21 protein-coding genes are annotated in these 21,270 nt (G+C 70.4%); 9 read left to right on the top strand and 12 right to left on the bottom strand.

The genetic code is table 11. From position 1 onward, the window contains the following. The first annotated feature begins 46 nt into the window (after positions 1-46). A complete protein-coding gene (locus AB0D74_RS35230) occupies positions 47-592 on the top strand; it encodes a DoxX family membrane protein (protein WP_362595977.1) in 546 nt (181 codons plus the stop codon). Between the two features lie 69 nt (positions 593-661). Beyond that, positions 662-1,105, top strand: coding sequence for a MazG-like family protein (locus AB0D74_RS35225; protein WP_362595975.1), 444 nt, complete (start codon positions 662-664; stop codon positions 1,103-1,105). A gap of 126 nt (positions 1,106-1,231) precedes the next feature. Here the strand turns inward: AB0D74_RS35225 and AB0D74_RS35220 are convergent, their stop codons facing one another. From AB0D74_RS35220 to AB0D74_RS35200, 5 genes are all read right to left on the bottom strand, one after another. Continuing rightward, positions 1,232-1,810 (bottom strand): hypothetical protein, encoded by a 579-nt coding sequence (locus AB0D74_RS35220; RefSeq protein ID WP_362595973.1) that lies wholly within the window; start codon positions 1,808-1,810, stop codon positions 1,232-1,234. A 207-nt stretch (positions 1,811-2,017) separates the two neighbouring features. Beyond that, positions 2,018-4,303 carry an FdhF/YdeP family oxidoreductase gene (locus tag AB0D74_RS35215; protein ID WP_362596040.1) on the bottom strand — a complete coding sequence of 762 codons (2,286 nt, stop codon included), beginning with the start codon at positions 4,301-4,303 and terminating at the stop codon, positions 2,018-2,020. 228 nt (positions 4,304-4,531) lie between these two features. Then, entirely contained in the window at positions 4,532-5,347 is an 816-nt protein-coding gene (locus tag AB0D74_RS35210) for an SAM-dependent methyltransferase (protein ID WP_362595971.1), read from the bottom strand. A 232-nt stretch (positions 5,348-5,579) separates the two neighbouring features. Then, positions 5,580-5,843, bottom strand: a complete 264-nt coding sequence (locus tag AB0D74_RS35205) for a hypothetical protein (RefSeq protein WP_362595969.1) — start codon at positions 5,841-5,843, stop codon at positions 5,580-5,582. Further along, entirely contained in the window at positions 5,840-6,292 is a 453-nt protein-coding gene (locus tag AB0D74_RS35200) for a DUF1622 domain-containing protein (RefSeq protein WP_362596038.1), read from the bottom strand. The genes AB0D74_RS35205 and AB0D74_RS35200 overlap by 4 nt, the downstream gene beginning before the upstream one ends. Positions 6,293-6,375: 83 nt before the next feature. Here AB0D74_RS35200 and AB0D74_RS35195 point away from each other — a divergent pair, with 83 nt between their 5' ends. Continuing rightward, the gene (locus AB0D74_RS35195; RefSeq protein ID WP_362595967.1) at positions 6,376-6,630 is read left to right on the top strand and encodes a hexameric tyrosine-coordinated heme protein; all 255 of its coding nucleotides are present in this window, start codon (positions 6,376-6,378) and stop codon (positions 6,628-6,630) included. A gap of 179 nt (positions 6,631-6,809) precedes the next feature. Here AB0D74_RS35195 and AB0D74_RS35190 read toward each other — a convergent pair whose 3' ends face one another. After that, positions 6,810-6,947: a hexameric tyrosine-coordinated heme protein gene (locus AB0D74_RS35190; RefSeq protein ID WP_362595965.1), complete on the bottom strand. Its 138-nt coding sequence runs from the start codon at positions 6,945-6,947 to the stop codon at positions 6,810-6,812. 76 nt (positions 6,948-7,023) lie between these two features. After that, a complete protein-coding gene (locus AB0D74_RS35185; protein WP_362595963.1) occupies positions 7,024-8,052 on the bottom strand; it encodes a nitronate monooxygenase in 1,029 nt (342 codons plus the stop codon). 170 nt (positions 8,053-8,222) lie between these two features. Here AB0D74_RS35185 and AB0D74_RS35180 point away from each other — a divergent pair, with 170 nt between their 5' ends. The 5 genes from AB0D74_RS35180 (at position 8,223) to AB0D74_RS35160 (ending at position 12,256) form a co-directional block, all read left to right on the top strand. After that, positions 8,223-9,095, top strand: a complete 873-nt coding sequence (locus tag AB0D74_RS35180) for a LysR family transcriptional regulator (RefSeq protein WP_362595961.1) — start codon at positions 8,223-8,225, stop codon at positions 9,093-9,095. A gap of 181 nt (positions 9,096-9,276) precedes the next feature. Then, positions 9,277-10,080: an MBL fold metallo-hydrolase gene (locus AB0D74_RS35175; protein ID WP_362595959.1), complete on the top strand. Its 804-nt coding sequence runs from the start codon at positions 9,277-9,279 to the stop codon at positions 10,078-10,080. Between the two features lie 103 nt (positions 10,081-10,183). Then, positions 10,184-10,588 carry a tautomerase family protein gene (locus tag AB0D74_RS35170; protein ID WP_362595957.1) on the top strand — a complete coding sequence of 135 codons (405 nt, stop codon included), beginning with the start codon at positions 10,184-10,186 and terminating at the stop codon, positions 10,586-10,588. Between the two features lie 66 nt (positions 10,589-10,654). Next, complete coding sequence (locus AB0D74_RS35165) at positions 10,655-11,344, top strand: nucleotidyltransferase family protein (RefSeq protein WP_362595955.1); 690 nt, start codon at positions 10,655-10,657, stop codon at positions 11,342-11,344. 96 nt (positions 11,345-11,440) lie between these two features. Further along, positions 11,441-12,256: an SAM-dependent methyltransferase gene (locus tag AB0D74_RS35160; protein WP_362595953.1), complete on the top strand. Its 816-nt coding sequence runs from the start codon at positions 11,441-11,443 to the stop codon at positions 12,254-12,256. Positions 12,257-12,272: 16 nt separating this feature from the next. On the opposite strand, the gene AB0D74_RS35155 is transcribed toward AB0D74_RS35160, so the two are convergent. Then, positions 12,273-13,178 carry a helix-turn-helix transcriptional regulator gene (locus tag AB0D74_RS35155; RefSeq protein WP_362595951.1) on the bottom strand — a complete coding sequence of 302 codons (906 nt, stop codon included), beginning with the start codon at positions 13,176-13,178 and terminating at the stop codon, positions 12,273-12,275. Positions 13,179-13,648: 470 nt separating this feature from the next. On the opposite strand from AB0D74_RS35155, the gene AB0D74_RS35150 reads away from it, so the two are divergent. Then, the gene (locus AB0D74_RS35150) at positions 13,649-14,374 is read left to right on the top strand and encodes a DUF4142 domain-containing protein (RefSeq protein ID WP_362595949.1); all 726 of its coding nucleotides are present in this window, start codon (positions 13,649-13,651) and stop codon (positions 14,372-14,374) included. A 380-nt stretch (positions 14,375-14,754) separates the two neighbouring features. On the opposite strand, the gene AB0D74_RS35145 is transcribed toward AB0D74_RS35150, so the two are convergent. The 4 genes from AB0D74_RS35145 to AB0D74_RS35130 all read right to left on the bottom strand — a co-directional run bounded on the left by AB0D74_RS35145 (position 14,755) and on the right by AB0D74_RS35130 (position 21,228). Next, positions 14,755-14,949 carry a hypothetical protein gene (locus AB0D74_RS35145; RefSeq protein ID WP_362595947.1) on the bottom strand — a complete coding sequence of 65 codons (195 nt, stop codon included), beginning with the start codon at positions 14,947-14,949 and terminating at the stop codon, positions 14,755-14,757. Positions 14,950-15,173: 224 nt separating this feature from the next. Further along, positions 15,174-16,262 carry a DNA helicase gene (locus AB0D74_RS35140; RefSeq protein ID WP_362595945.1) on the bottom strand — a complete coding sequence of 363 codons (1,089 nt, stop codon included), beginning with the start codon at positions 16,260-16,262 and terminating at the stop codon, positions 15,174-15,176. Then, positions 16,259-18,106 (bottom strand): DUF1998 domain-containing protein, encoded by a 1,848-nt coding sequence (locus AB0D74_RS35135; RefSeq protein WP_362595943.1) that lies wholly within the window; start codon positions 18,104-18,106, stop codon positions 16,259-16,261. The genes AB0D74_RS35140 and AB0D74_RS35135 overlap by 4 nt, the downstream gene beginning before the upstream one ends. Then, positions 18,103-21,228: a helicase-related protein gene (locus tag AB0D74_RS35130; RefSeq protein WP_362595941.1), complete on the bottom strand. Its 3,126-nt coding sequence runs from the start codon at positions 21,226-21,228 to the stop codon at positions 18,103-18,105. Before AB0D74_RS35130 ends, AB0D74_RS35135 begins: the two co-directional genes overlap by 4 nt. Between the last annotated feature and the right edge of the window lie 42 nt (positions 21,229-21,270).

The raw sequence follows: 21,270 nt of genomic DNA, 5'->3' as shown, positions 1-21,270 counted from the left end.
GCGACGGTGGAGGCCCGTGATCCGCATGCCGCCGATGGGAGCTCCCGTGACCTGTTACGACCGACGTGACGTGGGCCTGCTGCTGCTCCGGCTGGGCACCGGCGGGGTGCTGGCCGCGCACGGCACGCAGAAGCTGTTCGGCTGGTTCGGCGGGGGCGGCATCGAGGGCACGGGGCAGTTCATGGAGTCGGCCGGGTACGCGCCCGGGAAGCAGAGCGCGCTGGCGGCGGGGCTCGCGGAGGCGGGCGGCGGAACGCTGCTGGCGCTGGGCCTCGCGACCCCGGCGGCGGGGGCCGCGGCGGCCGGGGCGATGGCGGGCGCGACCGCGCTGCACCGGCCGAACGGCTTCTTCGCCGCGGAGGGCGGCTACGAGTACGCGGCGACCCTGGGCCTGGCCGCCGCGGGCCTCGCCGTCGCCGGCCCCGGCCGGCTCTCCCTGGACCACGCACTCGGGCACGTCTTCGACCGGGGCTGGATGGTCCCGGCGGCACTGGGCGTGACGGCGGCGGTGACGTCAGTGGTGATCGGCGCCCGGAACCGGCGGGTGCGCCGGGCGAAGGAGGGGGAGCAGGAGGCGCTGTTCGAGGAGTGACGGCGGGGACGGTCGCGGGGACGGGTGGCCGGGATTGGCGGCGGGGACGGGCGGGGCAGGCTCTCCGCCATGACGGAACAGCACACGACACCGCCCACGAAGGCCCGGCGCACCCCGGACGCCCCGGCCACCCCGGACGCCCCGGAGGCCCCGGACCTGTGGGCCTCCATCGAGGACCTCTGGACCTGGCTGGACACCCACCGGAGGCACGGCGGCGACACCGGCCTCGTGCTGCGCATGCTCAAGCTCACGGAGGAGGTCGGCGAGGTCGCCCAGGCGGTGATCGGAGCGACCGGCCAGAACCCCCGCAAGGGCGTCACCCACACCTGGGAGGACGTGCAGGGCGAACTGTGCGACGTCGTGATCACAGCGTTGGTGGCCCTGCGCACGCTGACCCCGGACGCGGCGGGGGTGTTCGGACAGCACCTGGCGGGGGTGAGGGAACGCTCGCTGGGGCGGGCGTCTTCGGCTCCCGCCGATGCCACACCACCGGACTCCGGTCGTCGTCCGTGAGGAGGGCGAGGACGCGCGTACACAACCGCCTGGGGACCCCGTCCGCACATGAGGTGGCCCCGTCATGTCCGTGGGCGGCAGACATATGTCCCGGCAGACATATGTGCCGGCGGACCGGGAGGGGTGTCAGGTCTCGGTCTCGGGGGCTTCGGGGGCCTCGGAGGCTTCCGCCGAGGACAGGGTGTAGAAGACCGCCCGGCCCTGCTTGGTGCGTCGGGCCCGGTTTCTGGCGACCAGGTTCTCCAGCGTTGTGCGGATCACGGTCGTCTTGATGGTGCGGCCGGGCTGGCCGGCCCTGATCGCCTCGGCGACGTCGGTCGCGGACCGCGGCTCCCGCTGCTGGGCGAGGTAGGCGTGCACGGCGTCGACCAGGCTCGGCTTCGGCTCCGCGGCGCCCTGCCGCGGGAGGGAACGGCGGTTCGGCGCGGGCTCGGTCCGCTGGTGCGGCACGACGGCGTCCGCGTCCGCGTCGGCCGTTCCGGGTGCGGGGACGGAGACGGGAGCGGAGGCGGCGGTGGCCTGCGGGGTGAGCGCCTGCTGGAGCCGCTCCAGGACCACCCTGTTCTCCCGTACCGCGCGCAACTGCTCTTCCAGGGCGGCGATCTCGGTGGCGAGGCGGTCCTGTTCCTCGGCGTTGACTTCGAGGTCCCGCGCGATCCGCGCGCTGTACTCGGACGCCAGCTCGGTCCCGGGTGACTCGGACATACGGTCGGGCCTCTCGTCGATGTGCTCCGCGCGGGGACGCCGATGTGCTCCGCGCGGTGAACAGCGTACGCACACGAGACGTCCCACGGGCGCGACTCGGGCCGCCGGTGCCTCAACCGGCGGCGGTGGCGCGTGCGATGACATCGACGACCGTGGCGGCCGAGCGGGCTGCGCGGTCCGAAAGCCTCCTGACCGGCGCGGGGTGCTTCAGGACGCGGCAGCGGCAGCCGCCGGTCCGATCGTCACCCGGATGTGCTTCATCAGCGGCTGGTCGCTCTGTTCGCTGTAGTCGCAGAGGGCGATCAGCACGTTCATCTCGGGCATGTACCCGGCCGCGCAGCCGCGGGGCAGGTCGTACGGGACGGCGAGGTACCCCTTCAGCTCACGGGTGCTGCCGTCCTTGGCCGTGCTCTCGATGTCCACCGGATCGAACTCGTCGATGCCGCGCTCCCGCATGTCGGCCGCGTTCATGAAGACGAGGGTGCGGAGGTTCTTGATCCCCCGGTAGCGGTCGTTGTCGGAGTAGATGGTGGTGTTCCACTGGTCGTGCGACCGCATGGTGCCGAGCGCCAGGGTTCCCGGCGCGGGTACGACGTCGGGCAGCGGCGCCGAGGAGAACTCGGCGAGCCCGGAGGCCGTGCGGAAGACCAGTTCCCGGGCGGGCTGCCGGATCCGGAACCCCAGTGGCAGCCGCACCCGCCGGTTGAAGTCCTCGAAGCCGTCGAGGACCTGGGCCATGGTGTCGCGGACACGGTCGTAGTCCTCGACGTACCAGGCCCAGGGCGTGGTGCTGTCGGGAAGCGCCGCGCGGGCGATCCCGGCGATGACGGCGGGCTCGGAGAGCAGGTGTGCGGAGGCCGGCTTCTTCATCCCCACGGACAGGTGCACCATGCTCATGGAGTCCTCGACCGAGGTGCTCTGGATCCCGCACCGCTGGTGGTCCTTCTCGGTACGGCCGAGGCAGGGCAGGATCAGCGCCTGCCGGCCGTGGACCAGGTGGCTGCGGTTGAGCTTGGTGCTGACCTGGACGGTGAGTTCGCACGTCCGCAGGGCCTCGTAGGTGGCCCGGGTGTCGGGCGCGGCGAGGGCGAAGTTGCCGCCCATGCCCACGAACACCTTGACGTCGCCGCGGAGCATGGCGTGGATGGTGCCGACGGTGTCGAGTCCGTGCTCCCGGGGCGGGTCGATCTCGCACACCGCGGCGAGCCGGTCCAGGAACTGGCCGGTCGGCCGGTGGTCGATGCCGCACGTGCGGTTGCCCTGCACGTTGCTGTGCCCGCGCACGGGCGAGGGCCCGGCCCCCTCCCGCCCGAGGTTGCCGCGGAGCAGCAGCACGTTGACGATCTCCCGTACGGTGTCGACCCCGTGCTCGTGCTGGCTGACCCCCAGGCACCAGCTGATGATGCTGCGGTCGGCGTCCCGGTAGATCCGGGCCGCGTGCAGGATGTCGGCGCGGCTGACCCCGGACTGCCGCTCGATCTCCTCCCAGGACGTGGCCTCGCACGCCTTCCGGTAGTCCTCGAACCCGCTCGTGTACCGGTCGACGAACTCCTGGTCGAGTGCCTTGGGATCGGCCGTGGCCTGGTCGAGGACGGCCTTGGCGATCCCCCGCAGCAGCGCCATGTCGCCCCCGACGCGCACCTGGAGGTCGAGGGTGCCGGTGCGGGTCGAGTGGCAGGCCGCCATGTCCACGAAGTCGTGCGGGATGATCGTCCGCCGCGAGGCCGCCTCGATCAGCGGGTTGACGTGCACGATCTGGGCACCGCGCCGGTAGGCGTCGGCGAGGGCGGTGAGCATCCGGGGGGCGTTGGACGCGGCGTTCACGCCCATGATGAAGAGCGCGTCGGTGGCGTCCCAGTCCTGGAGGTCGACGGTCCCCTTCCCGGTACCGAGGGAGGCGGTGAGCGCCCGCCCGCTGGCCTCGTGACACATGTTGGAGCAGTCCGGAAGGTTGTTCGTCCCGAACTCGCGAGCCATGAGCTGATACAGGAAGGTGGCCTCGTTCCCGAGCCGCCCGGAGGTGTAGAAGGACGCCTGATTCGGATGGTCGAGCCCCCGCAGCACGCCTCCGACCAGGTCGAACGCGTCCCGCCAGCTGATCGGCACGTAGTGGTCGGACTCCGCGTCGTACACCATGGGCTCGGTCAGCCGCCCCTGGTCCTCCAGCGCGAAGTCGCTCCACCCGGCCAGCTCGGCCACGGAGTGCGCGGCGAAGAACTCCCGCCCGACCCGCTTCCGGGTCATCTCCCAGGTGACGTGCTTGACCCCGTTCTCACAGAGATCGAGCCGCAGCCCCTTGGTGTCGTCGGGCCAGGCACACCCCGGGCAGTCGAACCCCTCCCCCTCGTGGTTCATCTTCATGATCGCCCGCGGCCCGTCCACCAGCGCCCGCTCCCGCACCAGGAACTTGCTCACGCTCTTGGCGGCGCCCCAGCCGGCAGCAGGATGGTGATACGGATGGAAGAACGGCTCCCCGTCGGGCCTGGGCCCCACCCGCTCCCCACCCGTCCCCGGATCGGTGTCCGGATCCGCCGGCCACGTCCGCTTCTGCTCGTCGTGTGAGGTAGCCACGGCTCTCACCCTTTGCCGGGACGGGGTACACACCGCCGGGGTCAGCGGCGTCCTTCCCATGCTAGGCAGGGGGGTGCGGGGAGGCGAGGCGAGGCGAGGCGAGGCGATCTAGAAGAGGCACATGCGCGTGGACGTGGCACCTTTCCGGCGTCAGGGCTTGCGCGCGAGCCCGCCGTGCTCGGCGACGACCTCCGGAGCGCCCGGACCGGGCTCCGGCCGCCACTCGGTCACCGAGACGACACCGGGTTCGACAAGCTCCAGACCGTCGAAGAACGCGGTGATCTCACCGACGGAGCGCAGGTTGTACGGAACGGCGCCGCTGCTGTTGTAGGCGTCCTGGGCCCGCTCGAAGACGGGGTCGACACCGCGCGACCCGTCGTTGACGGAGAGGTAACTGCCCGGGGGCAGGGCTGCCATCAGCCGGCCGGCGATGGCACGGGCCTGCTCGTAGTCGGCGACGTGCCCCAGGATGTTGCTGAGGATGAGCGCCGTGGGTCGAGTGAAGTCCAGCGTCCCGGCGGCGATTTCGAGAATCCGCTCCGGGTCCGCCACGTCGGCGTCGATGTACGCGGTCGCGCCCTCCTCGGTGGAGGTGAGCAGCGCACGGGCGTGGGCGAGCACCATCGGGTCGTTGTCGACGTAGACGATCCGCGCCTCGGGAGCGAGCCGCTGGGCGACCTCGTGGGTGTTCTGCGCGGTCGGCAGCCCGGTACCGACGTCGAGGAACTGCCGGATACCCGCCTCGGAGACGAGATACGCGATGTTCCGACGCAGAAAGGCCCGGCTGGAGCGGGCGATGGTGACGATCCCGGGGAACACCTCGGTGTACGCGTCACCGGCCGCCTCGTCGGCGGGGTAGTTGTCCTTGCCGCCGAGCCAGTAGTTCCAGATACGGGCCGAGTGCGGCACCGAGGTGTCGATCTGCTGCTCCTCGGCCGGGTCGGGCGTCGTCACGGGGTCGCTCATGGGGCGGGTACGTCCTTCGGCCGGGGGAATCGGTCGCGGGCCATCCTACGAGCGAACTCCGTTGCACAGTGGGCCAGTTCACGCGTCCACCCGGATCGCCGGTCGAGGACGCGGGGACGGATGACCGGGGGGTGAGGCGCGATCGGTCAGAAGGCCGGTGCGAGGCAGGGGAAGGTGTCGGTCACGGCTTCTCCGTAGGCGTGCGGGGTGCCGGCCGTGTCCTGGGCCGCGATCACGCCGGCGATCCGGGCGACGATCCGGGTGACGATCGCAACCCCGCGTTGACCAGCATCCTGACGGCGGCGGTGGCTGCGGCGATGGCCAGCGACATCCACGTCGGCTCGGCGGCGAGCCGGATCAGCCCCGCCGCCAGCAGGAAGTCCGTCAGCAGCGCGATCGTGGGCCGGACGCGGCGCAGGCGCAGGCCCGCGCAGAAGGCGGAGAGCAACCCGAACAGCGTCACCAGCAGGGCCGCCTGGTGCAGTACCGCCGTCACGAGGGGGCCGCCCGGCCCGATGCCGGGCCCTCCCCCGGCATCGGCTCGACCTCCTTGCGCTCCTTCTCGATCTCTTTGCCCAGGAAGTAGTTGAGCGCGGTACGGATGGCCGCGATCGAGGCCAGCTGCCCGATCTCCGTGAACGTCGGCGCAATGGCCGTGCGCAGGATGTCCCCGGCCAACTGGAACTCGAGCCCCAGCGCGAGGAACCGTCCCAGGGAGAGCCGGATCCGATTGAACTCCCACCCCGGATCCAGCACGCCCGCCCTGGACGACCGTCCCCACCGCGCCGCACCTCTCACGAGCTGCAGGAACGCCCAGAGCGCGCCGATGAAAATGACCAGCGCGCCCGTGAACTCCACCAGGCGCACCAGCGTGTCGACGATGTCCTTCAGCACCGATTCCGGGAGCAGACCATCGTCCGCCAGGGCATGGCCACCGCCTCGCATCACACCCACCGCATCTCACTCCTACAGCTCAAGAACACGTGTCGCACGAAAGACACCGCACTCGTCCCGCCGACACTGCCGCCATGACACGCGTACCTGACGAAGGCATGGTCCTGGTCCCCGGCAACTCCCTCCTCACCGACACGCCAGAGGAGGGCCGCGCCCTGGCCCTGACCCTCGCCCGCCACACCGTCCACAACATCCAGCCCGACCTGGACATCCTCAAGGGAGGCCGCCCCAACTACGCCACGACCCCGGAAAGCCTCATCCACTCGGCCCAGGTGGTGGCGCTGGAATTCCAGACGATCGCGGCGGCGAACGGCTACTGGCGCTCCTGACCACGCGGAGAGAAGCCCAGGGAGGCCGAAGCAGGCCGAGGGAAGCCGAGACGGGCCGAGGGAGGCCGAGACGGGCCGAGGGAGGCCGAGACGGGCCGAGGGAAGCTGAGACGGGCCGAGGGAGGCCGAGACAAGGCCGAGGAAATGCGGCCGAGGCGGGTGCCGGAGCCGGCGACAGGTCAGCGCCAGTAGTTGTTCGCCGCCGCGACGGTGGCGAACTCAAGAGCCACCACGTGCCCGATCGCGATCAGAGAGTCCGGGTTCTCGGCGTACACCGGGCGCAGCCTGCCACGGACCGGTATCGCGACTGTCGGCACCGTCCCCGCCCTCCGCTCCTGCCTCCATCGTCGTGCCCCGCGTCCTCCGCCTCTCACCCACGTGTCACCCACGTGGTCACGCCTGACCGGCGAGTCGCGCGAAGGTGTCCGCGGCGGACTCGTCCTTCGCCAGGCGGTGGCCGGTTCCGGCCCACAGGTGGATCAGGCGGGTGTCACCGGCCGCGGTGGCGGCCTTGCGGAGCGGAGCCGTGAGGTGGTGCAGGGCGGGATAGCCGACCGGGGCGAGGGGGTCGTAGCGGTCGGTGAAGTGGTTGCGCAGGGCGCGTGCGGGCCGGCCGGTGAAGGCACGGGTGACGACGGTGGTGTCGAAGGCCGGATCGACGAGGGCCGCCTGGTGCGGTGCGGACGCCCCGCTCTCCTTCGTACGCAGCAGCACCGTACCGACCATGGCGGCCACCGCCCCGGCGTCCAGCGCCGCGCGGACGTCGGTGGCGGTGGCGATCCCACCGGTGGCGATGAGGGGAAGGGCGACTGCGCGGCGGACCTGGGCGATCAGGCGGGGCAGCGGAACGGGCGTGGGCGGCTGCGCCGGCGTGAGCGTGGCGGAGTGACCGCCGGCGGCCGACGCCTGCACGATCAGCGCGTCGACGCCGGATGCGGCTGCCCGGAGCGCTTCGTCGGCCGAGGTGACGGACTGCAGGACGGTGCTTCCGGCCCGGCGCAGGGCACCGACGACCGCGCGGTCCGGGATGCCGAAGGTGAAGGACACCCAGGGAACGGGAGAGGAGGTCAGCAGGTCGATCTTGTCCGTCCAGTGGTCGTCGTCCTCGACCGGCTCGCCGGGCAGCGTCAGCCCGTAGGGGTCGGCCTCCGCCTGCACCTCGCGGAGGTAACGCCGGTATGCCTCGCCGGACACCCGCACCGGGTCGGGGACGAACAGGTTGACGCCGAACGCAACCCCTTCGCCACGCGTGGCGTGGATCTGTCCGGCCAGGGCCTGGGCGGTCCGGTAACCGCCGGCCAGGAAACCGAGGCCGCCCGCCCGGGCAGCCGCCGTGACGAGCGCGGGCGTGCTCGGGCCGCCGGCCATGGGCGCGGCGAGGACCGGGAGACCGACTCCGACGTCCGAAAGCAGCTGGTGCACGGCGACTCCTTCTGACGTTCGATGCCCGTACGTCACGCTGACGTTCGATGCCCTTACGTCACTCTGACGTTCGATGCCCGTACCTCACGCTAGACAGCCCGCGTGAGCCTGTGAAATGCCGGTTAAGCTGCCGCTATGCACGGCAGGCATGGATCGCGGAAAGGGACGCGATGAGCGTGGACGTCGAACTCCGTCACCTGCGGGCCTTCGCGTCCGTGGCCCGCCACCGCTCGTTCTCCCGGGCCGCCGAGGAACTGCTGATCACCCAGCCGGCGCTGAGCCGTACGATCGCGCAGCTGGAGGGCACCCTGAGTGTCCGCCTGCTCGACCGCTCCTCCCGGCACGTCGAACTGACCGACACCGGCGCCGAGTTCCTCGTCCACGTCGAGCGGGTCCTCGCGGCGCTGGACCAGGCGCTCGCTGCCGCGAGTCACCGCGTGACCCTGCGGCTCGGCTTCAGCTGGCTGCTGCCCGATCCCTGGGCGCAGCAGACCGTCGGCCGCTTCGAGGAGAGCACCGGAGCAACGGTCGCCCTGACCCGGATCGACGATCCCCTTCAGGCGCTGCGTCAGCACACGCTCGACATCGCCGTGGTCCGGGGCGACGTCGAGGCGCCCATTTTCGACGTACCGAGGGGGGCGCGGACCCTGCACCTGTTCGACGAACCGCGCATCGCCGTCTGCTCCGAGCACTCCGACCTGACGCGCTTCGACCATCTGGACTGGGCGGACGTCCGGCACTGGACCCTGGTCGTCAACATGGTCAGCGGCACGACCGGCCCCTGGTCCTGGCCGGTGGGCCGGCGCCCGGACCGGATCATCGAGACGTCGAACTACGACGAGTGGCTGGAGTCCGTGGCCGCCAACCGCGGCATCGGCATCGTCCCCGAGGTCGCACGGCGCCGTACCCAGCACCCGGCCGTACGCTTCGTGCCCCTCACCGACGCACCGCCGAGCCCGGTCACCCTTGTCCATCTGCCCGACGCCCAGCGAACACTGGTCCGCCGGTTCCTGGAGGCCGCCGTGGAGACGGCGGCGAAGTGACTGCACCGAAGTGACGCCCGCACCGGCAGGCCATGGACAGGCCGGTCGGTGAGCAGTACCCATGCCTGATCCATGCCTGCCGCACATGGATGCACCACGACAGGCATTTCACGCCGCACCGGGTCATCATTAGCGTCGACGGTGTGAGCGAAACGATCAGGATCATTCTGCGAGGTCCGCGATGACGACAGCACTGTCCCGGCAGGACTGCGCGATCACCGTCCTGGGCGGGCCGACGGCCGTCATCGACATCGGCGGACTGCGCGTCGTCAGCGACCCGACCTTCGACCCGGCCGGCCCGCAGGGCTACCTCACCAAGACGGCCGGTCCGGCCGTCGACGAGGACGGCGTGGGACCGGTGGACCTGGTTCTGGTCAGCCACGAAGCCCATCCCGACAATCTCGACGAGCGCGGCCGGGCGTTCGCGAAGACCGCGCCGCTGGTCCTCACCGGCCCCGTGGCGGCCCAGCGCCTCGGCGCACCGGCCGTCGGACTCTCCCCGTGGACCGGTCACCTCCTGCCCCGCCCGGACGGCGGGGGCGATCTAACGGTGCTCGCGGTGCCCGCCGTCCACGGTCCCGAGGACGCCGAGCGCGATGCCGACGGCAACGTCAACTGCGAGGTCACCGGGTTCGTGCTGTCCGGGCAGGGCCTTCCCACCGTGTACATCAGCGGCGACAACGCCTCCCTGCGCACGATCGCCGAGATCTCCCGACGGATCCAGGCCATCGACGTGGCCGTCCTGCACGCCGGCGCGGCCCGCGTCCCGGCGAAGTTCGAGGGGCGTCCCCTGTCCCTGACCGCCCGCGGAGCCGCCGCGGCGGCAGCCGTCCTGGGCGCGCACACCGTCGTCCCGGCCCACTACGACGGCTGGGCCCACTTCTCCGAAGGACGGCCCGAGACCGAACTGGCCTTCCACGAGGCCGGCCTGTCCGCCCTGCTGCGGGTCGCGCCCCATGGCACATGGGTGCCACTGGCCTCCTGATCCCCCACCGTCCACTCCCCGGTGCACCCCACCGAATGCACCGGACGACACCAGAGACACCAGAGACACCAGAGACACCGTAAGCAAGTTAGGAACGAAAGCCATGCCCTTCGTACGAATCGATCTCATCCGCGGACGCCGCCCCGAGGAGATCCGGGCGATCGCCGATGCGGCACACCGGGCGCTCGTGGACGTTCTGGAGATCCCCGAGCGGGACCGTTTCCAGGTCATCACCGAGCACGACGCGGACCACGTCATCGCCCTCGACGCCGGCCTGGGATTCGAGCGGACCGACCGACTCGTGATGATCCAGGTCTTCACCCAGTCGGGCCGCACCACCGAGGTGAAGCAACAGGTCTTCCGGGCCGTCGCCAAGCAGCTGGAACCCCTGGGCATCGGCGGCGCGGACGTCTTCGTCGGCATCATCGAGAACGGCCCCCAGGACTGGTCGTTCGGCTTCGGCCGTGCCCAGTACGTCGAGGGCGACCTGGCCGTCCCCGGCGACTGACCGGGGCGCGGCCCCGCGAGAGGCGGACTCGCCCTGGCTCAGGGCGAGTTGTGGTACGCAGGGAGGGTGATCAGCCGACTCCCTCTCGACGAGCAACTCGAATCCCTGCGTGCGGTGCTGTCACGGAACGACGTGCTGACGGAGGTGCTGGCGCGGACTGCGACGCTGGACCTGCCCGGTTGGTACGTGACGGCGGGATGCCTGTTCCAGACCGTGTGGAACGTGGTCACGGGCAGACCGCCGGCCGCCGGCATCAAGGACTACGACGTCTTCTACTTCGATGCCGGCCGGCTGTCCTGGGAAGCGGAGGACGCCGTGATCCAGACCGGCCGGGAGGTGTTCTCCGGCCTCCCGGCGGAGGTAGAGATCCGGAACGAGGCGCGGGTCCACCTCTGGTACGAGGAGAAGTTCGGCGTGGCATGTCCGCCGTACGACTCCACCGAGGCGGCGATCGACAGCTTCGCCGCGACGACGTGCTGTCTGGGGGTACGGCTGGAGCCCGACGGCCGGTGGCGCGTGTACGCGCCGCACGGCCTCTCGGACGTGTTCAACCTCGTCGTCCGGCCGAACCCGGTGCTTGCCCCGCGCTCGGTCTACGAGACCAAGACGGCACGGTGGCAGCAGCAGTGGCCCGAACTCACCGTGCTGGACTGGCCCGTGGAGACCGGCACCCCGACCCGGTACGGCTCGGCCGCGCCCCCTGCGCAAGGAAATCAAGCCAACGGACGTCTGAACAGCGGCAGTTGGAGCCAGTGATGCTCCTGAGTCGGGGCGTCGGGCAATAGCGTGGGCAGCCACGACCGGAGTTCGACGGTTCGGTCCTCTTCACCACACGCAGACACAGGAGCTTCCATGGCGCACGAGGCAGACAACTCCGAGCAGGAGGCACTCTCCAAGATCGACACCTCCGTGCCGCAGTCGGCCCGGATCTGGAACTACTGGCTGGGAGGCAAGGACAACTACGAGGTCGACCGGGTGGCCGGCGACGCGTTCCGCGCGACCTTCCCCGGCATCGAGACGGGCGCCCGTGCCGCCCGGTACTTCCTCGCCCGCGCCGTCCGCCACCTGGCCGCCGACGAGGGCGTCCGCCAGTTCCTCGACATCGGCACCGGACTGCCCAACGTGGACAACACCCACGAGATCGCCCAGCGGGTGGCCCCCGAGTGCCGCATCGTCTACGTCGACAACGACCCGTTGGTCCTGGCACACGCCCGTGCGCTGCTCACCAGCACGCCGGAGGGCGTCACCAACTACGTCGACGCCGACCTGCGCGATCCGAGCACGATCGTCCGGGAGGCCAGGAAGACGCTGGACTTCGACCAGCCCGTCGCCCTGATGCTGATGGGCATCCTCGGCCACATCGCGGACCTCGACCAGGCGCGCGAGATCGTACGTCAGCTCGTGGACGCACTGCCTCCCGGCAGCTACCTCGTGCAGTACGACAGCACGGACACGAGCAAGGAGTACGTCGAGGCCATCCGGCAGTACAACGAGGGCGGTTCACTCCCGTACATCCTGCGCAGCCCCGAGCAGATCGCGCGCTTCTTCGACGGCCTGGAACTGCTGGAGCCGGGCGTGGCGTCGTGCTCACGCTGGCGGCCCGACGCCGGTGCCTGGGAACTGCCCGAGGAGGTGCACCAGTACGGCGGTGTCGCCCTGAAGCACTGATCAGGGCTCAAGGGCTTCAGGTCTCCTGGAGGACGCGATGCAGGATCGTCGGAGTCTCGTCCGGTGATTCTGCCTCGACCACCAGGCGGTTCATGACATCCCAGTAGCACTCGACGTCGGCCGGCCGGTCGGGATACAGGGCCGTGCCGAGCCGTTCGAGGCAGACCACGTCGGGCAACTGCCCGCCGGGCAGCCGCAGGATGGTGACCGGCCCGGACTCCGCGGCGTGGCCGCCGGTCGCGAACGGCATGATCTGCAGGGTGACCTGCGGAAGCCGGCACATCTCGACGAGATGCCGGAGCTGGGCGCGCATCGTCGCGCGACCCCCCACCGGGCGCCGCAGCGCCGCCTCGTCGATCACCGCCCAGAGCTGGGCCGCCGGGTGCCGGTGCAGGATCCGCTGGCGGGTCATCCGCAGCAGCACCCGCCGTTCGGTCTCCTCCGCGGAGGCGTCCGAGTGGGCGAGCCGGACGGCGGCACGCGCGTAGTCGGGGGTCTGCAGCAGGGTGGGAACGCGTTGGACCTCGAAGCACCGGATGACGCTCGCCGCCTGCTCGGCTCCGAGGAAGGGCTGCATCCAGGCGGGCACCACGTCGTTGAAGTACTGCCACCAGGCGGGCGCGTTCGCCTGTTCCGCGAGCGCGAGCAGAGTGGCACGTTCGGCGTCGTCCGTGACTCCGTAGAGCGTGAGCAGATCGGCCACGTCACGCAGTTTGAACGCATGACGGCCGGCCTCCAGCCGACTGATCTTGGACCGGGAGGCCCGGATGGACTCCCCCGCGGCCTCGCGGGAGATGCCCCGCTCCTCGCGCAGCCGCCGTAACCGCGCGCCCAGCGCCAGCCTCGGCACCATGGGCCCCGCCGACTGCCCGTCCAGGGCTCCGCTGTCGTGCGGTGTCCGTAAGACCTCTTCGCCGCCCATGGAGTACTCCTTGCCTTGCCCGCGACTCTCCATGCATACAAGCACAGGGACCGCACGGCCCGGGCCCGTACGCGGAACCGTGGCTTCCGTCGGCCGGATTCGCCCCCGGATCTCCTCGCCGCCGTCCCCGGCGACCTGCGCGTGACCCGCGCATGACCTGCGCGAATGACCGAACGGCGCCCTCCGGCCCCATCAGCCGGTGACTGTCGTCGACGAGCCGGAAAAGACCAGAAGTGCGGGAATGGACCTGGCCCTTCCCGGTCGTCGCTACATGATCGACCGCGAGGCACCCGGCCCCGACAGGGGCCGACAGTCCCTACCTGGCCCTGCCGATAGGGCCGAACGGCCCTTCTTCACACCGTCGGCCACCGACGCTTTGCAAACCCATGACGAGCCCAAAAGGTTCTACGGGGCCCCCGCATCCGTATGTCAGTCCGTGCGGGATCCGAAGAACCGGATCAGGAGACACGGTGCTCGTTTCACGGAAGGCGGCGGGAACTCTCTTCGTGGGTGGTGCGCTCGGCATGACCCTCGGCTCCCTCCTCTACCCCGCCATGCTCGGAGTCCAGAAGGTCAGCAGCGCACCCGAACGGGTCGTCGCCACCCCGGCGACCGGACCGCTGACGGAGGCCGACCGGGACTTCGTGGTCGAAGTGCGCGCGGCCGGACTGTGGGAGTACCCCGTCGGGCAGCGGGCTTCGAAGAAGGGGACGACGAAGGCGGTCAGGAACGCCGGGGAGCAACTGGTCGACGGGGACGCCGCCTTGGACGCCGCCTGCCGCAAGGTCGCCGACCAGCTGGGCATCACGCTGCCCAACCAGCCGTCGCCGCAACAGCAGAGCTTCGAGACCCGGCTCGGCGCGGAAACGGGCAAGCAGTTCGACACGGACCTGGCCACCACCGTGCGCGCGACGAACGGCCAGTTCCTCACCACGATCGCGAGCGTCCGCACCACCACGAGGAACTCGGTGGTCCGCGCGCTGGCCGACCAGGCCAACGACACCGTCCTCGACCACATCACGGCCGTCGAGAAGACCGGCCTGGTCGACTTCGTTCAAGCCCTCGCCCAGGAAACCGCCTCACCCGGCCTCCCGGCCCAGTCCCTGACCCCGCCACCCGCGGTCGCGGGCCAGCCACAGGTCGTCCTCACTCCACGGGCCAACAGCACGGTGTCGCCGAGTCCGACGGTGGGGTGAGGTGAGGACCCGGGCCGAGCGACCGCCACGTTCGGCCCCAACCTCCCGCCGACCCCCGGCGACGCGCTGCTGATCGACGCCTCTCCGGGCCGGCGGGTCCACGGCCGTACCGGAGATGTTCGTCAGGCACGGCCTGCCGCCCGACCGGCGATCGACACGGCTGCGGAAACAAGGAGCGGCAGACGAGTCGGGCTGTACGCCGGGTATTCCTGGAGCACCTTTCTGACCTGCGCTTCCGCGGGCTGGATCGGCTGTGACCTGCTGAGTCGGGTTGCGCAGGCGATCGGAGGCAGTCAGAGGCAAATCGCCCTCCGTTTGGCTCCGAATTGGCCGAGGACGGGCGGTGTCGAACAGGTCAGGGCTCTTCCCGATCTCTCGCATCATGTCCGACGGCTGCGTGCGATGGCGCACTCGAAGCTCAGTCCCGGCCCGCCGACGACCTCTTCTATCTCCACCGCGACACGATGGAATTCATCGGCAACCACCACACCAAACAGAGACAGTTCAACTACACCGTTCCCGACGTGCTCCACCGACGCGTCCGCCGCTACAACGCCGACCGTGACATACCGCACGGCGATATTGTCGCGCTGGCCCTCGACAGCTGGTGCGCGCCAAGGGTTACCCGCCGGGCCTAAGGACGGGCAGAGAAAGAAATCTCCTACCAGCCAGCTGCCTCACGGAGGCGTCCAGACGCGTGATCTCTTCACAGTAGTGAAACGGCTCTGGTGGAGGCTCGGGCCTGCTCGCGCTGGCCCCGACCGGGATGCTTCCGGACGCCGTGCCGTTCCTGGCCGTGTCAGCCACGTAGCAACTCGCTTGGCCCTACCTGCGCCAACAGCGGCGGCTCGGATGCGCCTTCGTAAGCGAGATGCAATTCGTGTCGGGCTCGTGTGGCCATGACGTAGTACTCCATGCGCAGCCCGGCCGAGGTGGGATCAGTCGCGGCGTCAGTGTGCGTGTCGGGGATGATGACGGTGTCGAAGCCGAGGCCCTTGGCACTTCTCCGATGGACCAGGACGACACCGGGACGGCCGAGATCCAGGCGGTGGTAGCGGCCGCCCTTCCAGGCATCGGAGGTGTAGAGCTGCGGTTTGAGTCGGGGCGCCTTGTTCTGCAGGGTGCCGAGCAATGAGAACTGAGTGTGCTTGGAGTGGGCTATCACGCCGATCGTGTGCTGCGGATGCTGCTTGGCCAGCAGCATCACCAGGTCCGCGGCACCACGCTGCGGGAGGCGGTGCAGCCGCGGAGGCGGGCCGTCCCGTTCGGGGATCGGGGGCAGGCCGGCTCCCGTGTGGAAGTGGGCCGCGAAGGAGGCGATCTGCCGGGTGTTGCGGTGGTTGCCGTCGAGTTCGTGGCGCACACAGCGGCCCAGGCGCTCGGCGATCTCGGCGAGTGTGGAGTTGGTGTCGGTCAGACGCTGGCACTCGTCCGCGTACACCGTCGTGCGGGCCCCCAACAGTCGGCAGAGACGGTAGAACTCCGGCGGCAGGTCCTGGCCTTCGTCCACGACCAGGGTGAGTCCGGGCGGAGGGTCGATCGCCGCGGCCCGCTCGTACAGGGCGGGCCAGTCGAACCAGCCGTCCGGACCGGCGGGCGGCTTGCTGCCGTACCACTCGGTGAGCCAGGCGTGCACGGTCCTCACCCGCACGCTGCGGTCCGCGGGTCCCAGGGTGTGGACGGCTCCGGCCAGTGACTGGTGCAGCAGGTTGGAGTAGGTCAGCAAGACCACCGATGTTCCCGTCAGGGCGAGCATCACGGCTCGCTGGGCCGCCAGGAGGCTCTTGCCGCTTCCCGGCGGACCGCTGATGAGGTGATTGCCGTCGAAGGGCAGATCGTCGAGGCAGGAGCGCTGTTCCTCGGTGAGGCCGAGATAGGTGATGGTCACATCTCCTCCACGGCGTCGGCGGCCGCGGCGCGGGCCGCGGTGACGATGGACTCCAGGTAGCCGGGCACCAGTTCACCGCCGATGACGAGGGCACGGTCGAGAAGAGCGTTTCCGGTCTCGCAGCTGGTTTCGGGGAGCAGCGCACAGGCGTGGCAGGCCGCGCGGTTGAGGTTGCCGAAGCCCTGGCCGGTGTGCTCGGCGCAGAGGGGGTCGGCCGAGCACCAGGCTGCGGCCTCCGTCATCCGGAGCAGGGTCTCGGCGAGCCGGGGCGGCTCACCTTGCCGGACGAGACCGCCGAGGGTTCCCTCCGCGTCTCCTGCGGCCGTGTAGACGAGGATGCCGTACTGATCCTGCTCAGGGCGTGCGTAGATGCGTTCACGCAGACTCGCCGTGGTGTATCCGGATTCGTAGGAGAGCTGACGGATCAGCAGGTGCGCGAGGGTGTGCAGGAGCACGAATCGCGGTGACAGCTCCGGTCCGGTCAGGCTCTCCAGACGGTCCTTCTGGAAGGAGCGGTCGAGGTCGGCTCGCATGCCGGAGACCCGGTGTCGGACTCCGGTGTCCGTTTCCCAGGTGGCGAGTTCGCTCTTGTTCAGAGTGAGGAAGATGCCCTCTCCGAAGACTTCGACGGCGGGCAGCCACCTCAGGCGCCGAGCGGTGTCGGCGGGGACGAGGGTGGCGTCCGGGGACACCCGGGTGAAGCCCGACAGGGCGCGTACCTCGCGCAGCCGGTCGGCGAGGACGATTCGGCCGAACCGTCGGCCGAGGCCCGCCCAGGGGTCGGCGGTCTCGCCGGCGAGGCCGAGCGTGGTCTCGCGCAGCGCGAAGTCGCGGGTGGCCGGCGGTGTGGGAGAGGTGAAGGCTGCCCATTCCTCCCGGCTCAGATCGGGTCGTTCAGGAGTACTGGTCCCGGTGGAGGTCGCTGCGACCGGCCTGCCCGTCTCCTCGGCTAGGAGGGTGTCGAGGAGTTGGTCGTCGGCGCCGGTGTCCTCCTGAATCATCGAGCGGAAGACCTCGGCCCGCGGTGAGGTGGCGCCCCTGCACAGCGACACCCACAGATCGTGTCCACGCACTCGTGCGGCGAGCGCGTCGTCGGTGACGGTCGGTGCGTCGCTCTCGGGGATGTCGAGCGCAGAGTGAACGATCGGGTAGTACAGGTTTCCCGCGGTGCGCTGCACCACCTGCACCGGCTTCACGCACTCTACGGCCTCGCTCGCCCGCTGCCAGGGGTTGCGTCCCGAGCAGCGCATGCCGTGCGTGCCGAGGATGTCGAGCAGGTCCCTAGCCGCTCCGCAGTCTTTGGCGGCGCAAACCACGGAGAGCGCTTCGAGGCCGGAGGCGCGTTCGGAGACCAGGAAGCGCAGCTTGTCGCGGTCGCCGCATTGCCGGCGCTCGCCCGCGTCCTGCCGGGAATGGGCCCAGAACCACCAGTCGACGTCGCTGAGGTGTCCGGCCGGGCAGATCTGCACGAATCGCATGGGCGCCAACGCCCGCCCCGGCGAGCAGGACGGGCAGCGCGGCGGACGGCCGGGCTTCTCGTCCGCGATACGCCACCTGGTCATGCGACGGCAGGCACCGCAGAAGAGCCAGGACGGGAAACGGATGTACGGCGCCCCGGGTGCGTCCGGCGTGTCGAACCGGTCGTTGGCCGTCGCCGGAGCGGCGTAGAAGCCGGTCACTCCGAGCCGGGAGGCCAGCCGGGGCGAGTCGACCTGTTGCCTGCCCCGGCTCGGCCAGTCGCCGATGCCGGTGGCGACGAACGACTCACCCTGGATGTCGAAGACGGCTCCGACCCCGAAGGGCACCACCGTCTGGGACTGGCGTACCCGCAGTGTGCGGCTCACAGGTCGGCTCCCTTCACCATCACCTGGCACTCCCGGTCGACGTTGCGCATCGAGTTGGGCGTCTCCCACAGGCCGTATCTCTGCTCGAAGCTCTTGATGAGGTTGGACTGGCCCTTGCCCTGATTGCGGTAGAACAGCTCCCGGCCGTCCTTGCGTGCTGCGCGCGCGGCTTCCTCCCAGTCGGCGAGGAGGTCCGAAAGTTCCTTGCGTACGGCGTCACCCGCGGTGGGTTCGCAGGCCTCGGCGTGCGCTGCCAGTTCCTCCACGAGGGTCTCCGCTTCGGGCAGGCGGTGCAGTATCGCCCCCGCCTGGTTCTCCGCGGCGAGACCGAGGCGGTGCCGGACGAGGATGACGAATGCGGCGTGCAGGGCGCGCCGGCGCGAGGGTACGGACCAGGGGGTGACGCTGGTCGGTTCGACGTGCCGGTACAGGGAGCGGTGGTACACGTCGAAGGTCTCGTAGTGCGAACGGTCCCGCGGCCGGGTGGCGTTGAAGAACGTGACGACGAGGCCGGGCACGGCGTGGCGGCCGACACGGCTGGTGGCCTGGATGTACTCGGCCGTCGTCTTGGGCTGCCCCTGCATGAGCATCAGTGCCAGTCGCTTCACGTCGACGCCGACGGACAACATGTTGGTGCAGGGCAGGAAGGACACCGACTCCGGGTGCCCCCACGGCCTTTCCAGCCGGTCGAGCAGGACGGGTTGTTCCGCACGCGGCAGGTTGCTGGTCAGCTCCTGCACCTGGTGATCCGTCAACTGCCTTGTTCCGCCACCGGATTCAAGCCCGGCGAGCTGGGCGGGAATGTCGTCGGCCGCTGCGGTGACGGTCCGGCCGAGTTCACGCAGGCTGTGGTGGTAGGCGACAAGTGTCCAGTAGGCGTCCCGGTGTTCCTCGGGCAGTTCCCACGCGCCCTGCAGCATGGCGGCGGCCACGGCGACTGCGGCGCGGCCTGCCGTGTGTCCCTGGGCCATGACGCCGATGTAGCGGCGGCCGGGCCGGGAGGTGTCCGGTTCCGCGAAGTACGAGTGGCGGGCGTCGAGCCCGGCGGGCGGGAAGAGCTGGACGCCACCGCCGTAGAGGGCGCGGATCTGTTCGCCCGAACGGCGGATGGTGGCCGTCGACGCCACGATCTTGGGTCCGATGCCGTCGGGCCTGGTGCACAACCCCAGTACTGCGGCCTCGTACAGGCCGACCGTGGTGCCGAGGGGGCCGGTAAGCAGGTGCAGTTCGTCCTGGATGACGAGGGACGGTGGCAACTGCGTACCGCCCGCCGCGAACAGCCGTCCCGCGCGGGGCTCCCATGCCAGTCGGGCGAACTTGTCGACGGTGCCCAGGACGAACGTGGGCGGCCGGTCGTAGAGGTGCTCGTCTACCACGGCGACGGGCAACTCATCGTGGAAGACGCATTCTTCGCGCGGGCAGAAGAAGGCGAAGGAGTCCGCTCCGGCGCGCACGCCGTAGTCGCCGATGTCGGGTGACTTGTGGGCGGGCAGGATGCGGGTGCCGCACCAGGGACAGCGGTCGAGGATGAAGACGTCCTCGGGCCGGGCGGCGGCGCGCACGTCGTCGAAGGCCGCACGGGCCTTTTCGTACGTGTTCGGTGTGGTCGTCTCGCCCACCCACAGGCCGATGGAGAAGGGCTCCTCGCCGTAGCCGGCCGGGTCTGCCCGGCGGAGGGTTTCGAGGGCGCATACGGTGGTGGCCGCGCGCTGGAACTGCTGGGTGGTGAGCAGACTGAGTGTGTAGCGGCTGAGGACCGCGGTGCCGCCCCCGTCGGGTTCGCGTCGGCGCAGTGTCATGGTGAAGGCCGCGAGCAACAGGTAAGCCTCAGTCTTGCCGCCGCCGGTCGGGAACCAGATGAGGTCGGTGACGGCCCGGTCCCGGTGCCGGGGGTCGGCCACTCCGTCCAAGGCCAGCAGGAAGAACGCCAGCTGGAAGGGGCGCCAAGCGGCGTCGGGAGTCGGCTTCGGGGCCGGGGGTACGGCATCGCGGCGAGGCCGTCGCGTCCCCGCCAGATCCGGGGCGGAGTGACGCATCTGGAGGGCCATGACATGGTTGGCGGTACGGAAGGCACGCAGCAGTTCGGGCCGGGACGGATCGCACAGGGTGCGCACCCCTGACTCGATGCGGGCGACGACGGCGGCGATACGGCTCAGGACGCGGTCCGCGGCGGCTCGCCCCCACTCGGGGATGTCCGCGTTCAGTTGCCCCACATACCAAGCACGGTAGGCGGCGGCGAACTCCCACAGTTCTTCCCGAAGCTGGTCGACAGGGACGTCGGGGTCGGCGAGGTGCACGAGATTCAGCACCGGAGTGCCGCTGAGGCCCGCCGCCCGTACACCGGTGACCTCGGCCTCCGGCATGACTGCCGCACGCAGCGCCGTGACCTGGCCCTCCGCATCGTCGTACTGTTCCTCGACCGCGCAGCCGTGTCCGACGGCGTGGGTGCGTACGTGCTGGTACTGCAGGCGCAGTTCCTGCTCCTCCAGGTCGCGGCTAGCGAGGCGGACGCTCGGGTATTGGAGCACTCTGCCGTCGACGGGCCGTGTCTCCAGCTCCACTTGGAACAGCATGCGGTCCCACTGGGCGGCTTTGCCGAGGGCCGGCCCGTGCCGGGCCGCGTTGACCAGAGCCACGGTCACCAGTTGTCCGGTACCGAACGCGCGGCGCTTGACTCGGAGTTCTGCGCGCGCGTCGAGGACGGTGACCTGGTCACGGTCGGGGCCGAGAGTGTGCGTCTCCGCCGGTAGTGGGATGCGCTGCCAGCTCCGGCCCCGTTCGCTCGTACCGGAGCGGGTCTCGTAGCGGGCACCGGAGCAGCGGATCTCCACGGTGGCGGCGTCGGTGTAGAAGCTGAGGCCGAGCGAGGAGGGCAGCCACGAGTTCGACTCCGCAACGGGGTCGGCGGCGGGAGCGGCATCCTCGGCCACCCTCTCCGTACCGACACCGTCCTGTTCCTCTGCGGCCAGGTCCAACTGGCGCTGCAGATCGGCGTCCTGGGGATACAGGGTGCCCATCAGGTATTGCCGATCCGGTGGGGCGTCGAGCGTCTCGCCGTCGCCTCCCGCCGGACCGACGAGCTGTCTGTGCAGGTAGGCGACCAGTTCCTGTCTGGGGTCCATGCTGTTCCTTGGGAGAGTTACGGAGACGCGGTCGGCGCGCGC

The sequence above is a fragment of the Streptomyces sp. NPDC048278 genome, from assembly GCF_040652195.1.
Lineage (GTDB): Bacteria > Actinomycetota > Actinomycetes > Streptomycetales > Streptomycetaceae > Streptomyces.
Note: the sequence above shows the minus strand (reverse complement) of the source record. Positions and strands in the feature narration are given on the sequence as shown.

Excerpts from the sequence above, each read along its gene's own strand:
- AB0D74_RS35130 (WP_362595941.1), bottom strand. The coding sequence starts at position 21,228 with ATGGACCCCAGACAGGAACTGGTCGCCTACCTGCACAGACAGCTCGTC.
- AB0D74_RS35155 (WP_362595951.1), bottom strand. The coding sequence starts at position 13,178 with ATGGGCGGCGAAGAGGTCTTACGGACACCGCACGACAGCGGAGCCCTG.
- AB0D74_RS35225 (WP_362595975.1), top strand. The coding sequence starts at position 662 with ATGACGGAACAGCACACGACACCGCCCACGAAGGCCCGGCGCACCCCG.
- AB0D74_RS35220 (WP_362595973.1), bottom strand. The coding sequence starts at position 1,810 with ATGTCCGAGTCACCCGGGACCGAGCTGGCGTCCGAGTACAGCGCGCGG.
- AB0D74_RS35175 (WP_362595959.1), top strand. The coding sequence starts at position 9,277 with ATGACGACAGCACTGTCCCGGCAGGACTGCGCGATCACCGTCCTGGGC.
- AB0D74_RS35160 (WP_362595953.1), top strand. The coding sequence starts at position 11,441 with ATGGCGCACGAGGCAGACAACTCCGAGCAGGAGGCACTCTCCAAGATC.
- AB0D74_RS35195 (WP_362595967.1), top strand. The coding sequence starts at position 6,376 with ATGACACGCGTACCTGACGAAGGCATGGTCCTGGTCCCCGGCAACTCC.
- AB0D74_RS35200 (WP_362596038.1), bottom strand. The coding sequence starts at position 6,292 with ATGCGAGGCGGTGGCCATGCCCTGGCGGACGATGGTCTGCTCCCGGAA.
- AB0D74_RS35210 (WP_362595971.1), bottom strand. The coding sequence starts at position 5,347 with ATGAGCGACCCCGTGACGACGCCCGACCCGGCCGAGGAGCAGCAGATC.
- AB0D74_RS35180 (WP_362595961.1), top strand. The coding sequence starts at position 8,223 with ATGAGCGTGGACGTCGAACTCCGTCACCTGCGGGCCTTCGCGTCCGTG.
- AB0D74_RS35170 (WP_362595957.1), top strand. The coding sequence starts at position 10,184 with ATGCCCTTCGTACGAATCGATCTCATCCGCGGACGCCGCCCCGAGGAG.